Here is a 15320-nt window from a genome sequence, read left to right as displayed (position 1 = left end):
CGGCGCGGCCGACGTCGGCTGGCTCATCCGAACGGGTGGACTATTCTGACGCTCCACCAATCCAGGAGGCCCGACCATGGCGACCGACGCCGAGCTGACCGACACGTTCAGGGAGCTGGACGGCAACGGCGACGGCCACATCACGAGCACGGAGTTCCAGGCCGCCATGGTCGCGCGCGGCGAGGAGATCACAGTGGGCGAGATCGCGGAGATCTTCGCCGACGCCGACACCGACGCCGACGGGAAGATCTCCCTCGCCGAGTTCACGGTGGCCTGGCACCGCGCCGGTTAGGCCGGCATGCCGCGGAGGTGCTTGAGCACCTCCGCGGGCGCTTCCTCCGCCATGAAGTGGCCGCAGGTCACCGTCACGTGCGTCAGGTCCGGCGCCCACGCCCGCCACACCGCCTCGGCGTCGTAGCCGAGCGCCGCGCCCCAGTCCTGCGCCAGCACCGTCACCGGCATCCGCAGCGTCGCGCCCGCCGCGCGGGACTCGGTGTCGTCGGCGACGTCCACACCCGCCGACGCTCGGTAGTCCGCCACGATCGACGGGACCGCGGCGCGGCTCGCCCGCAGGTACTCGGCGCGGACGTCGGGCGGGATCGCGGCGGGGTCACGGACCCACAGGTCGAGGAAGTGGCCGAAGAACGCGTCCGGCGCGGCGGCGATCATGGTCTCGGGCAGGCCGGGCGGCTGCGCCATCAGGTACAGGTGGAAGGCGACCGACGCTCGCACGCCGTGCAGCACGTCCCACATGTCCAGGGTCGGCAGCACGTCCAGCGACGCGAGCCGGGTCACCGCGTCCGGGTGGTCGAGCCCGGCGCGGATGGCGACGAGCGCGCCCCGGTCGTGCCCGGCGAGCGCGAACCGCTCGTGACCCAGAGCGCGGGCCGCGGCCACCACGTCGGCGGCCATCGTTCGCTTCGCGTAGGTGCGGCCGGTGTCGGCCGGTTTGTCGCTGTCGCCGTAGCCGCGCAGGTCGGGACAGATGACCGTGTGGTCGGTCGCGAGGTCGGCGGCCACGTGCCGCCACATCAGGTGGGTCTGCGGGAAGCCGTGCAACAGCACGACCGGGTCCCCTGTGCCCGCGACGGCCACGTTGAGCGACACGCCGTCGGCGACCGGAACGCGCTGGTAGTCGAATCCTTCGAGTTGCATGCCGCCAGCATGCGAGGCGCCGATCAGCGCCCGATCAGCATCCGGTCAGCGGCCGCGCGGGACAGTAGGCTGACGGCGGTGATCACGTTCCGGGTGCTCGGCCCGCTCACGGCCGAGGACGAGCGGGGTCCGGTGGACCTGAAGGGGCCCCGGCACCGCGCCGTGCTCGCGCGGCTGCTCGTCGCGCGCAGCCGCGTCGTGCCCGTGGACACGATCGTCGCCGATTTGTGGGAGGACCCGCCGGTCGGCGCGGTCGGCGCGGTGCAGACGTTCGTCGCCGCGCTGCGCAGGGCACTCGAACCGGACCGGCCGCCGAGGACCCCCGCGCGGCTGCTGGTCACCTCCGGTCCCGGCTACGTGCTGCGTGCCGAGGTGGTCGACGCGTGGCAGTTCGAGGCGGCCGTGTCCGGGACCCTCGGGCAGGTCGACGCCGCGCTGGCGCTGTGGCGCGGCCCGGCGTACGCGGAGTTCGCCGACCAGCCGTGGGCACGCGGGGAGATCGCCCGCCTCGACGAGCTACGGCTGCTCGCGGTGGAGCGGCGGGCGGCCGCGCTGCTGGACGCCGGGCACGCCGCGGCGGCCGTGCCGGACCTGGAGGAGCACGTCGGCGGGCACCCGTGGCGGGAGGAGGCGTGGCGGCTGCTCGCACTCGCCCACTACCGGGCGGGCAGGCAGGGCGACGCGCTCGCCACGTTGCGCCGGGCGCGCCGCAAACTGGCCGACGAGCTGGGGATCGATCCCGGCCCAGGGCTCCGGCAGCTCGAGGCCGACGTCCTGGCGCAGGCACCGGCCCCCGCACCCGCGCCGGTCGCGACGACGCTCGTCGGCCGGTCCGAGGAACTGGCTCGGCTCGCGGCCGCGGCAGGGCGGGACCGGACCGCGCTGGCGTTGGTGGCGGGGGAGGCAGGCGCGGGCAAGACCGCGCTCGCGGAGGCGTTCGCGGCGCACCTGGCGGCGCGGGGGTGGCGGACCGCGTGGGGCACCAGCCCGGACGACGAGGGCGCGCCGGCAGCGTGGCCGTGGACCACCGTCCTCGACGGCCTTCCCGGCACCGCACCGGAACCTGATCCGGTCCGCGCCAGGTGGCACCGCGCCGTCGCCGGATATCTCGGCGCGCAGGCACCACTGCTGGTGGTCCTCGACGATCTCCACTGGGCGGACGAGGAGACCCTGGCGCTGCTGGCGTCGCTCGTGCTCGAACCGCTGCCGCACCGGGTGCTGGTCCTCGCGACCCATCGCACGACCGACGTGCCGCCTCGGCTGCGCGACCTCCTCGGCCGCGTCGCGCGCGCCGAACCCGCACGCGTGTACCTCACCGGGCTGCCCGCACCCGCGATCCGGGAGCTGGTGCGCGCCACCACCGGCCGGGACGTCGACGCGGCCACCGCCGCCGCCATCCACCGGCGCAGCGGCGGCAACCCGTTCTTCGTCCGCGAGCTGGCCCGGCTGCTCGACACCGGTGACCTGTCGGACGTGCCCGCCGGGGTGCGGGACGTGGTGCGGCACCGTGTCGCGACGCTGCCGGAACCGGTCCAGGACGTGCTGCGGCAGGCGTCCGTCCAGGGCGTGGACGTCGAGCTGGAGCTGCTGCCCGGCGACGTGCTCGACGCGCTCGAAACGGCGGCACAGCACGGTTTCCTCGGCGAGCAGGGGCCGGGCCGGTTCCGGTTCGTGCACGGGCTCGTGCGGGACACGGTGTATGCGGACGTGTCCACGTCCCGCCGGGCGCGCTGGCACGCGGCGGTGGCCGCGGCACTGGCGGAGCGGCGACGCGACGAGCCCGCCGCCCTCGCGCACCACTTCCTGCTGGCGGGCAACTCCTCCGCGGCCGCTCGGTACGCGCGTGCCGCGGCGGCGGAGGCGGAGCGCCGGTTCGCACCGCACCAGGCCGCGCGGTGGTGGCGCGTCGCCCGCGATCTCGGGCCGCCCGACGACCACGTGACCGCCGGCCTCGCCAGGACGCTGGCCGTCACCGGTGGCCTTGCCGAAGCCCGCGCGCTGCGTGCCGAACTCCTGGGTTCGGCGCCCGCGCTGGTGGCGTTCGACGTGCCCGCGATCTGGACCCAGCACGACGACCCCGTGCTGGCGCGGCGGATCGCGGACGCGGCCGAACGGGCGCTGGCCGACGGCCCGCCGCCCGCGTTGCGGAGCCGTCTGCTCGCGACCATCGCGGTGGAGCTGCGCAACACCGGTGACGAACGGGCTCGTGCCGCGGCGCGGGAGGCGGAGGTGATCGCGCGCGGGCTGGGTGATCCCGCGGTGCTCGCGTTCGCGCTCAACGCGCGGTTCATGCAGTCGTTCGACCGCGCCGGGATGGCACCGGAACGGGCCGCGTTCGGCGCCGAGCTGGCGGCGCTGCCCGGTCTCGTGCCGTTCGAGGTCCTCGGGCACCTGATCCTCGTGCAGTCGGGTGCCGCGCTGGCGGACCTCGCGGCCGCGGACCGGCACGCGGCGGCCGCGGACGCGCTGGGCGCCGAACACGACATCCCGCTCGTCGGCGTGTTCACCGACTGGTACCGCGCGATGCGCCGGTCCATCACCGGCGCACCCGCGGAGGCCGCGTACCGGGCGGCCGCTGCCCGGCTCGGGGGTACCGGGATGTCCGGTGTGGACAACGGGATCCTCGGCCTTGCGCTGCTGTGCGACCGGCTTCAGCGCGGCCTGCCGCCGGTGGACGGCGACTTCGGCGCACACGAACCGTGGTGCCGCCCGCTGGTCGAGGGCAGCGCCGCGGTGATCCCGCCCGCCCCACGCGACCTGCTGTTCGAGGTGCGCACCTGCCTGCACGCGATCACCGCCGTCGTCCGTGACGACCGGGCGACGATGGCGCGGCTGTACGAGGACCTGCTGCCCGCTGCGGACGAGCTGGCGGGGGCCGGCAGCGGCATGGTCACGCTGCGCCCGGTCGCGCACTACCTGGGTGACCTGGCCGTGGCACTCGGGTGCGACGCGGAGGCGCACCGCGCGCACGCGGACGAGATCGCCGCGCGGGCAGGCGCGACGCACTGGCTCACGCGGACCGGGCGGCGGCGAGGACGTACGTCGTGAGTGCCTGCGCGATCACCGCGTAACCCGCCGCGGACGGGTGGAAGCGGTCGGCCGAGAACAGGCGCTCGTCGACGGCGAAACGGGAGAACACCTCCGGGCCGACGTGCGCGACGGTCGCCCCCGCGGTGGTCGCGGCGGCGGCCTGGGCGGTGGCGTACAGCCTGCTCGTCTGGGACACCACGTCGCGGAACGTGGGCGGCACGTGGGCGAGCACACCCATGTCCGGCGCCGTCACGACGAGCACCCGAGCACCCGTCGACACCAGACCCGTGACCGCGTCCCGCAACTTTTCCGCGCCGACGGCCGGGGGCGTGAAGCGGGTCAGGTCGTTGGCGCCGACGACGATCAGCGCGAGGTCCACGCCCGCCGCCACCGCCGCCCGCACCTGCGGTGGCAGGTCGGCCGACCGGGCGCCGGGCACCGCGTGCACGCTCAGCTCCACCCGGTGCCCCGCCGCCCGCAGCGCGTCCGCCAGCACGTGCCCGATGCTCTGTTCCACACGCGTGCAGCCGACGCCGGCGGCGAGCGAGTCACCGAGGACGCGGAACCGGAGAGTGGTCATCGCATGGATCAACGTCTGCGTGACCCCCGATGCTCCCGCCACGGCATTCATCTGATGTGTGATGGATCTCCTCCCGAACCGGGATGTTCGAGCGACGGGAATCCGCATTGTCCTGCTCAGGGCGTAGGCCGACCGCTGCGTGCCAGCCACTCCAGCGGCACGTCCATTCGCTGGGCGTCTACTCCGTGCCGTAGGGCTTCAGTGGAACCACGGATGTCTCACGGCCCCACGTCGCCGAGAGTGTGCACATGCCGACCACTACAACGAAAGGACCAAGAGCATGCACATCACGGCATTCGAATGGACGTGACCGGAGACCGGCTTACGGTGTACCCGTGGACGCCCTCGTCGGACGGGACACCGAACTGGCCCGCCTGCGCACCCTCGTCGAGGCCGCGACGTCCGGCACCGGCGCGGCCATCCTCATCGAAGGCGAACCGGGCATCGGCAAGTCCGCCCTGGCCCGGGCAGCCACGGACTTCGCAACCGGACGTGGCTGCCTCGTCCTGTGGGCCGCGGCCGACGAACTTGGCCAGGCACTACCGCTTCGACCGCTGCTGGATGCCTTCCAGCACCTGACCACACCTCGCCTCGCCGCTGTCCGACGACTCCTACGAGGTGAGTTCACCGGTGACCTCGACCCGGTCGCGGCGGCGTCCGAGCACGTGCTCACCCTGGTGGCCGAACTGTGCGACACCACAACAGTGGTCCTCGTCGTCGACGACCTGCAGTGGGCCGACCAGGCCACTATCCGGGTGTGGGAACGGCTCGCACGGGCGGCGGAACGAACCGCGCTGCTGACCATCGGCGCGGCACGACCGACCCCGGTGCGGTCCGAGCTGTCCGCGATCCGCCGGGTTCTCGGGGAGTCGGCGGTGTTGCGGCTCGATGCCTTGCCAGACGAGGCGGTAACGGATCTGCTTGCCGGACTGGCTGGGGGTCAGCCTGGCACAAGCATGCTCCGGATCGCGGCGGATGCTGCGGGCAACCCCCTGTACCTCACGGAGTTGATGGACGCCTTGATCCGTGCGGGAAGCCTCCGTGTGCGTGCCGGTGAGATAGAGGTGGAGAACGGTCCGGTGCCGAGGTCGCTCCTGGCCGCGATCGCGGACCGGCTCGACTTCCTGCCGCGTGACGTGCGCTCCGTGCTGCAGGCCGCCGCGCTTCTGGGCCTTGAGGTCCTGGTCGCCGATCTCGCGATCGTGCGGAACTGCCGGGTGCCAGACCTTGTGCAGTCAATCGAACAAGCCCGTATCGCGGGCGTTCTGAGGGAGCACGATAGAAAGCTGTCGTTTCGTCATCCACTGATCCATGCGGCCCTGTACGACGAGATCTCGTTCGCTGTGCGTGCGGCGTGGCACCGCGACGCCGCACGTGCGCTCGCCGGAGCAGGCGCGCCTGTCCACCGGGTTGCCGGACAGTTGCGCCTGGCCGGGGCCGCTCCCGGTGCCGGAGCACTCGACGACCTGTTGCTCGACTGGCTGGCCGGTGCCGCTGGGACGCTGGTCGCGCAGGTGCCGACCACCGCCATCGAGTTGCTGCGGGAAGCATGTCACCGCTCGTCCACCACGATGCGCAGGGTGTGGTTCGCGGCCAAACTGGCGGAGGCACTCTACCGTTCCGGTGACCCGGCCGAAGCGGAACGCATCGCGGAGCGGGCGATGGTCTCCGTGTCGGATCCCGACCTGCTGGTCGAGTTGCACTGGACGATCTACCAGAGCCGGGCTCTCGTGGGCAGGTCCAACGCGTCGCTGGAGTCGTTGAGGCTGGCCATGGGGGTGCCAGGGGTGTCGCCAAGGCAGCGGGCGCGGCTTTTGGTGATCACCGCACGAGCCCACCGCGACCTCGGCAACGTCACGCGTGCACGGAAGCTGGCCGTGGAGGCGTTGACGACAGCCGAGAAGGTCGACGACACGTGGGCGCTGGCGTGGTCGTTGCACGTGATGATCGTGGTGTCGACGATGCAGGGGAATGTCGAAGCCGCACTGCCATTGTTCGACCGGGCACTCGACGTGGTCGCCGAGGACCCGTCGTTGATCGACCTCAATCTGCTGCTGCAGATCAACAAGGCGGTCGCGTTGGGTGATCTGGATCGATATGACGAGGCAGTGGACACCGCGATGGCGGTGCGGCAACTCGCAGACCGGACCGGTAGCGTGCCACGCCTCGCCCAAGCGCACAGCGCCCTGGGGCAGTTGATGTTCCACGCTGGCAGGTGGGACGACGCACAGCGTGAGGTCGGGGTACTGCCCGACGAGTCGAAGGACCCGGGGGCGACATGCTGCGACCGCGGCGTCGCAGCTGTGATCGCGTTCCACCGCGACGACGCGGCGTCGGCGCGGAGACACCTCGGCAAGGCGGAGTCCAGTGCGGAGCATCTCGGCAACCGGGTGGTGTCGTCGTTGACTGTTGCGCGGAGCCTTGATCGGGAGGTGGTCGACGACCTTTCCGGGGCGCTGGCGGTGCTGACCGCGCGTCTTGCCGGTACCGAGGAGCTGGACGAGGTGGAGGGCCTGTTGCCGGAGGCGGCGCGCCTCGCGGAACGTACCGGTGCCACCACCGTCCTGGTCGAGGTCGCGGCGCGGGCAGCGGAGTTGGCCGGGCGGGGGCAGGTGCCGCACCGGTTGGGGAGTGCGGCGTACTGCCGGGGGCTGGTCGACCGGAGCCCGGCGTTGTTGCTGGTCGCCGCGGATCGGTTTGTCGGGGCCGGGCGGCCGTTGGCAGCGGCCAAGGCGCTCGAGGAGGCCGCGCTTCTGACCGCGGACCAGGGGGACCGGGCGGCGGCGCGGGCGGCGTTCACGCGGGCCGACGAGATCTACGAGCGGCTCGGTGCGGCATGGGACGTCGCGCGGTTGCGGGCAGAGCTTCGGCGGTACGGGATCCGGCGCGGGCCGAGGAACAGGCACCGTCAGGCGGCTGCCGGGTGGGCCAGTCTGACAGCCAGTGAGGCGCGGGTCGCGCGGCTGGTCGCCGACGGGCTGGCCAACCGGGAGATCGCGGAGCGGCTCGTGCTGTCCGTGCGGACGGTCGAGTCGCACGTTTCCCACATCCTCGCCAAGCTGGGGATGCGGTCGCGGGTCGACATCGTGCGGGGAGGGGGCGACGGTCAGGCCGGATCACGGGAGGATCCGGCCTGACCACCGCATCGTCAACCTGGTGTGCCGCGCCGGGAACGCGGTGTGTGAGTCGGTGGACCCAGGCTGGGCCGCAGAATCATGTACCGGGCTCCGGCGCGGGGGCACTAGGGTGTCCAGGCCGTGCTGACCGACCAGGTCACGTCCTGGTCGTACGACGCCGGGTTGTCGTAGGTGTGTGCGCCGCCGTTCGACGAGACCCACACCTCCTCCGAGTAATGGCGGACATTGGTGCCGAGTTCGTTGAGCGACGCCAGTTTCACGCCACCGGAGCCCGGTTGTGCGCAGAACGTGGCGTCCCTGCGGAACAGGTCCGTGTTCTCGTTCGCCGACAGCCGGACCCGGAAGGCCTGGTGCCGCAGGTAGGAACCCGGGAAGTTGCGGGACTCCAGGGAATAGCACGACGGGTCCGCGAGCCCCCGCCGGACGACGAACGTGGCGTCCGACTTCGTGGTCGCGGGGGAGGACGCGGTCACGACGTCCGTGCGGGCCACGCCGTCCTGGTGCCGTAGGTAGCGGTCGGTGAAGCCCGGCGTCGTCACCCGGAAAGACCGCGCCTGGTCGCGGGGGAGATCGGCACCGCTGCGCCACAGCGGGATGGTCGCCGCCCACGTGGTGTCCTGTGCGAACGAGTTGGCCGTGTCCCACGGGTTCGGACCGCCGGACCTCGCCAGGTACACCGCCTCGTTGTAGTGCCGGACGAACGCACCGGGGTTGTTGAACGACTCGAGCGCCGTCGCGCCCCAGCCCGAGCGGGGGCAGAACGTCGCGTCGGCCGCGAAACCCGAGGTGCCGTCGGTGGCGTCGACCCGGATCCGCGACGACGCGTGCCGCACGTACCGGCCGGGGTGGTTCCGCGACTCGAACGACACGCACGTCGTGTTCGCGAGGCCCGGCCGCGCCCAGTACGTCGCGTCCTGCTTCAGCACGTCGCTCCCGTTGTCCACGTCGGTGCGCGCCAGGCTGTCCTGGTGCCGCAGGTACCGGTTGGTGTATCCCGGCGTCGTCACCCGCAGCGATGTCAGTTCGCCCTGGTTCACCGACGTGCCCGACGCGGCCGCCAGCACCCGCTGGTTCACCGCGAGCACCCTGGCCGCGGTCATCTTCAGCACCTTCCGGTCGTACGTGTAGAACCCGTTGACCTCGTTCTCCACGTCGTAGGGTTCGGTGTACACCGACGCCGACAGCCCTCTGGTCTGCACGAACCGCGCGACCTCGGCGGTGATGGTCACGTAGCGGGACGTCAGCGAAGTCTCGTCCGGATACAGGTCCCCATAGGCGAAACCGGCACCCGGCTGCCACTCGTGACCGACGACGCGCCTGCCGAGACCGCCGTACTCGCCGAGGACGGCGATCTTCGTCGCGTCCGGCGTCCGGGTCGCGCCCGACATCTGGTAGGCGTGGTCGTCGATCACGTCCCCGTTGGGAGGACTGGGATCCGACACGCAGCAGTTGGAACCGGAGTTGTGGTTGATCAGCCGCGTCGAGTCCAGCGACCGCACGAGGTCGACGATCCGTCCGTTGTCGTACTCGCCCCACCCCTCGTTGAACGGCACCCACTGCACGATCGACGTGACGCCCTTGAGCTGGTTGACGATCCTGGTCAGCTCCGACTCGAAGTGGGCGTGGCTCGCGGGCGGCGTGTCGTCCACGGCGTCCAGCGACGGCATGTCCTGCCACACCATCAGCCCGAGCCGGTCCGCCCAGTAGAACCACCGCGCGGGCTCCACCTTGATGTGCTTGCGGACCATGTTGAACCCGAGCGCCTTCTGCCGTTCCAGGTCGAACCGCAGCGCCTCGTCGGTCGGCGCGGTGTAGAGGCCGTCGGGCCAGTAGCCCTGGTCGAGGGTGCCGAGCTGGAACACGAACTCGCCGTTCAGCAGCGGCCGCATGACCCCGCCGACCACGGCCTTGCCCAGCGACCGCATGCCGAAGTACCCGGTCACCACGTCGGTGCCCATCGTGACCCGCAGGTCGTACAGGAACGGGTCGCTCGGCGACCACAGCCGCGCGTTCGGCACCGGGACCCGCAGGTGCCCGCCGGTCGTGCCGGTCGCCGACCCGACGACCGTGCCGCCGGACAGCACCTCGGCCCGCACCTGCTGTCCCGCACTGCCCTGCACCACCAGGTCGAGCACCCCCGCCGGCACGTCCGGGGTGGTGTCCAGGCGCGTGATGTGGTTGGCGGCCACCGGTTCCAGCCACACCGTCTGCCAGATGCCCGACGCGGCCGTGTACCAGATGCCGCTCGGGTTCCTGCGCTGCTTGCCGATCGGGTACCGGCTGCCGTCGATCGGCGAGTGCACGCCGACGATGATCTCGTTGTTCCCGGCTCGCAGCGCGTTCGTGATGTCGAACGAGAACGCGTCGTAGCCACCGGTGTGCGTGCCGACCTGGGTGCCGTTCACCCACACCCGCGTCTCCCACGTGACCGCGCCGAAGTTCAGCTTGACCCGGCGGCCGTTCCACGTGGCGGGCACGGTGAACGCCCGGCGGTAGAACATGTTGTCCTCGTGCCGTTTGATGCCCGACAGCGCCGACTCGATCGGGTACGGCACGAGCACGCCCTCCGGCAGTGTCTGCCCGACCGGCGGGGTGCTGATCGACGACGCGCCCGCGAACTCCCACACCCCGTTCAGGTTCTGCCACTCCGAGCGCACCAGCTGCGGTCTCGGGTACTCCGGCAGCGCGTTCGTCGGCGAGACCTGGCTGGTCCACGGCGTGGACAGCGGTGGTGTCTTCGGTACCCACACGGCGGCGTCGGCCGCGGGCGCGACCGCGACGACAGTGGTGGCGGTGATGAGGAAACTCAGCGCCGTGCCGAGCAAATGTCTCAATCTCATGGCTGCTCCTACTGTGCTGCGGTGAGCGCGCCGAGGCCACTTGCCTGGGTGCGCCAGTCGAGTTGGTTTCCGGTGCCGCCCGCCCAGCGCTGACCGATCCGGTTGAGCGGGTCCCTGTCCAGGAGCCAGATCGAGTCGGCCTGCCTGCCGGCGAAGTCGGTGTACGCGGGTGCTCCGGTCACCTCTGCGAGGTCGGCGAGGTACCTCGAGAACACGCCCTTGAACTGCTTCTGGTTGTCGTCGCACGCGGACTGGCCGACGTCACAGGACTCGGTGAGCACCCCGTCGCTGGTCAGTCCGGTCAGCGCGGCGTCTGCGAGGCGGCGGGCGGTGTCGAGCAGCGCGGTGTCACCGGTGGCGCGCCACGCCTCGACCATGCCGCCGATCGCGAGGCCCTGGTTGTAGGTCCACACGGTCTGCCCGTTGTTCCGGCAGTCCCCGGTGAGCCCGTCGTTCACCAGGTTCGCGCCGTTGATCATCCCGCTGCGCAGGTACCAGGTCGCGGCCGTGCCGGTGCGCCGCAACCACACGGTGTCGCCCGGTGTCCGGTTGTGGACCGACGCCACGAGCCGCAGGTACAGACCCGAGGTGACGGCGTTCTTGTACGTGCGTTCCCGGTCCCACCAGACCCCGCCACCGCACGTCCCGGTGTCCCAGTACTGGTGTACATAGGCCGCGATCGTGGTGGCCATGGTGAGGTAGCGGCGGTCGCCGGTGCGGTCGTAGGCCGCGATCCACGCGAGCCCCCACCAGGCACTGTCGTCGATGGCGCGGCTGACGAAGTTGCCCTCGATCGCGTCGGTGCCGCGTTCCCCGGCGGCGAACGTGCCCTTGTTCCGGTCGAACGTGCGCGCGATGACCCAGTCGTACCCGCCGGTGGTGTCCATGGTGTCGATCAGTGCGGTCAGCGTTGCCGCCGAGTTCCACCAGCTGCCCGGCCACCAGCCGTGGTACGGGTCGTAGGAGTACACCAGTGCGTCCGCCGCCGCCCCGGTCCGGGTCGGTGCTGGCCGGGCCCACGCCGTGCAGCTGCCGTTCGCGCCGGTCACGGCCCGCCCGCAGGCACGGACCGCGCCGCCGTGGAGCCGCGCCCTCGGATCACGTGTGGCGAACATCGTGGTGCGGTTGCTCGTGGTGCGGCCGAGCGACGAGCCGTCCGGCCAGGTGGCGCCCGCGTCCCAGGACCGGTCCAGCCAGACCTCGTCACCGGGTGCCCCGGCCTCGATGGTGGCCCACGCCATCGCGTTCCGGTCGACGTGCAGCCGGATCACCCGCCCGGACAACGATGTGGGTGGCACGGGCTGCACGTCGCCGTTCGCCAGGCTCGCATCCGTGCGGTCGCAGCGGAGGTCGCACACGGTCGGGTACACCCAGTCGGTGCACGTCACCGCGTTCGCGTCACCGCATGCGCGGATCACCCCCCGCCGATGGTTGCGCGGGTCGCCGATGTTGTACATCAGCGTGCGGGTGCCGCTCCACGTCGCGGGTACGATTGCCTTACCCAGCAAGCCATCCCAGGTTCGGCCGCCGTCCCACGAACGGTCCAGCCACACCGAGTCACCAGAGAGGCCGTCGTCGATGCTGCCCCAGACCATTCCGTCCACATCGGACACATGCAGTACGAGTCTGCGACCGTTGATGTTCCGCTCCGGCACGGGGAACGTCTCCTGTCCGGCCCGTGACGGGTCGAGTGTGTCGCAGGACAGGAAGCACACGACCGGGGCCGCTTGTGCCTGCGGTGGCACGAGAAGCAGTCCGCCGAGCAGTGTGGCGACGAGTATCACGGCTTTCACAGCAGCCGCCACATGTGGTCGGCGGTTCCGGTGTCGCCGAACTGGACCACCTGCGCCGAGTCCGCGTGGGACATCACGTCGACCCCGAGCACCTTGCCGGAGTTGGCGTTCTGGATTCGCCACAGCCCTTCGGTGTCGGCACGCAGCCGCCACAGGTGGTCACGGGTGCCGTTATCGCCGAACTGCACGACGAACGCCGAGTCGGCCGTCGACATGCGGTCGACGGCAAGAACCTTGCCCGAGTGCGCGTTGCGGATCCGGAAGTACCCGTCGGCGTCGGGCAGGAAGCGCCAGCGGTGGTCGGCGGTACCCGTGTCGGCGAACTGCACGACCCGCGCCGAGTCCTGCGTGGACATGCCGTCGACCGCGAGCACCTTGGTGGAGTTCAGGTTCTGGATCCGCACGTCGCCGTCGGGGATGATCCGCCACAGGTGGTCGGCGGTGCCGTTGTCGTCGTACTGGACCACGTGCGCGGCGTCGGCGGTTCCCATGAGGTCGACGCCGAGCACCTTGCCCGAGTTCAGGTTGCGCAGCCGGAACCAGCCGTCGCCGTTATCGAGGAGGTCCCACACATGATCGGTGGTCCCGGTGTCGCCGAACTGCACGACGTGCGCGGAGTTCGCGGTCGACATGCCGTCGACGCCCAGCACCTTGCCGGTGTACACGTTCGCGACCTTGACCTGGCCGTTGCCGAGGTCCACGAGCCGCCACCGGTGGTCGGCCGTGCCGTCGTCCGCGAACTGGACGACGTGCGCGGAATCGGCCGTGGACCCACCGTCGATCGCGAGCACCTTGCCGCTGTTCTTGTTCTGTATACGACACGGCGGACCCGGCGTGCCCCACGTCCGGGGGCCGCCGGTTCGCGGGAAGGTGGTGATGCGTAGCCGGGCCGCGCCCATCGGGATCAGCGTGACCCGTTCGACCGGTGCCGTCGTGGCGACCGGGCTGCCCTGGAGCGTGCCGATCACGTTCTCGGTGTCGGCCCGCCAGTCGGGGACCTCCTGCGCGGACACCGTGATCCGCACCGGCGCGCCGTCGACCGTGAACGGGTCCGTGAGGTTTCCGCCCGTGGTCACCGCGGGTGCGGGGTTCGTGGTGAGGCCGTAGTTCCACGCGGTGGGCGAGGTGACCTCCAGTTCCGGCCACGCCTCGGTGCCCGCGTACCGGCGCCACCGCTCGTCGAACCGCAGCGAGTACGTCAGCGGACCGCGCTCCACCGACACCGCACCGGACACCCACGTGCGGGTGCGGGTGGCCATCGGCAGCGTCAGCACGATCGTGTCGCCGTGCTGCCACGTCCGCGTGACCGTCGTGAACCCCCGGGCCACCGCGACCGCGGTGCCGTTCACGGTGAGCCGGGGACTCGCACACCACGCGGGGATCCGGAACGCCAGCGGGAACGCGGCGGCGCGGTCGAGCGCGAGGCGGAACGTGATCGTGTCGGTGAACGGGTAGCCGGTGTCCGCCGTGATCGTCAGCCGCGCGCCTGCGACGGTCGTGGTGACCGTCGACGGGCCGTACAGCGCGGCCGCGAGCCCGCCGTCCGGGGTGGCGAGCCACATCTCCTCGACGAAGTACGGCCAGCCCTGCCCGTAGTTGTGCGGGCAGCAGCGGTAGTCGTGCACGGCGGGTTTGTAGGCCTGCATGGCGAACTCGTTCTGGAACTGCCGCCGCGCCTTCGCGGCGTTGTCCAACCGGATGACGTTCGCACTGGTCACGTAGTGCGTGACGCGGCCGAGCGGGTCCAGGCTCGCCGGCAGTGAGTTGAACGCGAGGTCCTCGGTGCGGTCGGCCCAGGCGGGGTCGCCGGTGAGCCGGAGCAGCAGCTCGTGGCTCGCCATGAACTCGACGATCCCGCAGGTCTCGAAGCCCTGACGGGGGTCGCCGAATCCGGGCCTGGCGTTCTCGTCACCGGCGAAACCGCCGCCGGGGAACTGGCCGTACGTGCGCAGGACCGTGTCGTAGTTGCGGTAGGTGGCGTCGCGGTGCGCGGCGTCGCCGGAGAGCTGCCAGTACTGGGCGGGTTCGCGGAAGCCCTGCGCGATGTTCACGTTGTGCAGGGTGGGGAGGCCGCCGGTCCAGTTCGCCGACAGCCGGTGGATGCGATGGACCAGGTCCAGCAGCGCGGCGTCGCCGGTGCGGTCGTGGAGCCACATGACCACGTCGATCGTGTCGCCCCAGCGGGTGTTGCCCCAGCCGTCGGTGAACACGCCGTCCGGCTGCCGGGCCGTGAACCGGAAGAACCGGGTCAGGAGACTGTCGACGCGGGTGTCGCCGTGGTACTCGGCCCAGGACCGCAGCGCGTGCAGCATCGGCATGTGCGGCCACAGGTCAGCGTGCCCGTCGAGGCTGTTCCGCAACCGGGACGGACCGAAGAAACCGTCGGGCGAGGCGGTGGCGAGAACCGCCTCCACCCAGCGTTCGGTGTCGTTGAGGACGCGGCTGTCGCCGGTGACGTAGCCGAGGTCGCCGTAGCCGCGCAGCCAGTACGGCAGCTCCTCCCAGCCGTCGCGGTCGGGGTGCGCCCAGCCGGACGTGTCGAAGCGGAGAAAGCCGGAGATCTCCTGGTAGCGGCCGCAGAGGCCGGTGAGCTGGCGGTCGAGCTGGGTGGCGAGCCAGCCGAGGGGACGGACCGCGCCGGGTGGGAGCCGCAGGAACGCCGGTCTTCGCGGCGCTGGGGCCGCGGCGGCGGCGCGGGGGAGCAGTGACGCGCCCGCGGTGAGCGCACTGCCGATCAGCAACGTACGTCGTCGTACTCGCATGGTGGTGCTCCAGGGTGCAGGGG

Annotated in this window: 8 protein-coding genes; 3 read left to right on the top strand and 5 right to left on the bottom strand. The window is 71.6% G+C overall.

All coding sequences use genetic code 11. The annotated features are described in order from the left end of the window. Positions 1-76 precede the first annotated feature (76 nt). Positions 77-292, top strand: coding sequence for an EF-hand domain-containing protein (locus ACFPCV_RS02430; RefSeq protein ID WP_378053970.1), 216 nt, complete (start codon positions 77-79; stop codon positions 290-292). Here the strand turns inward: ACFPCV_RS02430 and ACFPCV_RS02425 are convergent. Continuing rightward, on the bottom strand, positions 289-1155 hold the full coding sequence (locus tag ACFPCV_RS02425) for an alpha/beta fold hydrolase (RefSeq protein ID WP_378053968.1): 867 nt from the start codon (positions 1153-1155) through the stop codon (positions 289-291). The two genes, ACFPCV_RS02430 and ACFPCV_RS02425, sit on opposite strands and share 4 nt — an antisense overlap. 81 nt (positions 1156-1236) lie before the next feature. Here ACFPCV_RS02425 and ACFPCV_RS02420 point away from each other — a divergent pair, with 81 nt between their 5' ends. Then, positions 1237-4203, top strand: a complete 2967-nt coding sequence (locus ACFPCV_RS02420; RefSeq protein ID WP_378055010.1) for a BTAD domain-containing putative transcriptional regulator — start codon at positions 1237-1239, stop codon at positions 4201-4203. Here ACFPCV_RS02420 and ACFPCV_RS02415 read toward each other — a convergent pair. Next, positions 4166-4765, bottom strand: coding sequence for an SGNH/GDSL hydrolase family protein (locus ACFPCV_RS02415; RefSeq protein WP_378053966.1), 600 nt, complete (start codon positions 4763-4765; stop codon positions 4166-4168). The genes ACFPCV_RS02420 and ACFPCV_RS02415 overlap by 38 nt on opposite strands. Before the next feature lie 335 nt (positions 4766-5100). Between ACFPCV_RS02415 and ACFPCV_RS02410 the strand changes: the two genes are divergently transcribed. After that, positions 5101-7902: an ATP-binding protein gene (locus ACFPCV_RS02410; RefSeq protein WP_378053964.1), complete on the top strand. Its 2802-nt coding sequence runs from the start codon at positions 5101-5103 to the stop codon at positions 7900-7902. 104 nt (positions 7903-8006) lie between these two features. Here ACFPCV_RS02410 and ACFPCV_RS02405 read toward each other — a convergent pair whose 3' ends face one another. The 3 genes from ACFPCV_RS02405 to ACFPCV_RS02395 are packed head-to-tail and all read right to left on the bottom strand — an operon-like array spanning position 8007 to position 15297. After that, positions 8007-10742: an AbfB domain-containing protein gene (locus ACFPCV_RS02405; protein ID WP_378053962.1), complete on the bottom strand. Its 2736-nt coding sequence runs from the start codon at positions 10740-10742 to the stop codon at positions 8007-8009. Positions 10743-10750: 8 nt separating this feature from the next. Next, complete coding sequence (locus tag ACFPCV_RS02400) at positions 10751-12526, bottom strand: glycoside hydrolase family 76 protein (RefSeq protein ID WP_378053960.1); 1776 nt, start codon at positions 12524-12526, stop codon at positions 10751-10753. A 5-nt stretch (positions 12527-12531) separates the two neighbouring features. Next, positions 12532-15297, bottom strand: coding sequence for an RICIN domain-containing protein (locus ACFPCV_RS02395; RefSeq protein WP_378053958.1), 2766 nt, complete (start codon positions 15295-15297; stop codon positions 12532-12534). Between the last annotated feature and the right edge of the window lie 23 nt (positions 15298-15320).

The sequence above is a fragment of the Actinophytocola glycyrrhizae genome, from assembly GCF_042653545.1.
Taxonomy (GTDB): domain Bacteria; phylum Actinomycetota; class Actinomycetes; order Mycobacteriales; family Pseudonocardiaceae; genus Actinophytocola; species Actinophytocola glycyrrhizae.
The sequence above is the reverse complement of the archived record's forward strand: the minus strand, read 5'-3'. Positions and strand labels throughout refer to the sequence as shown.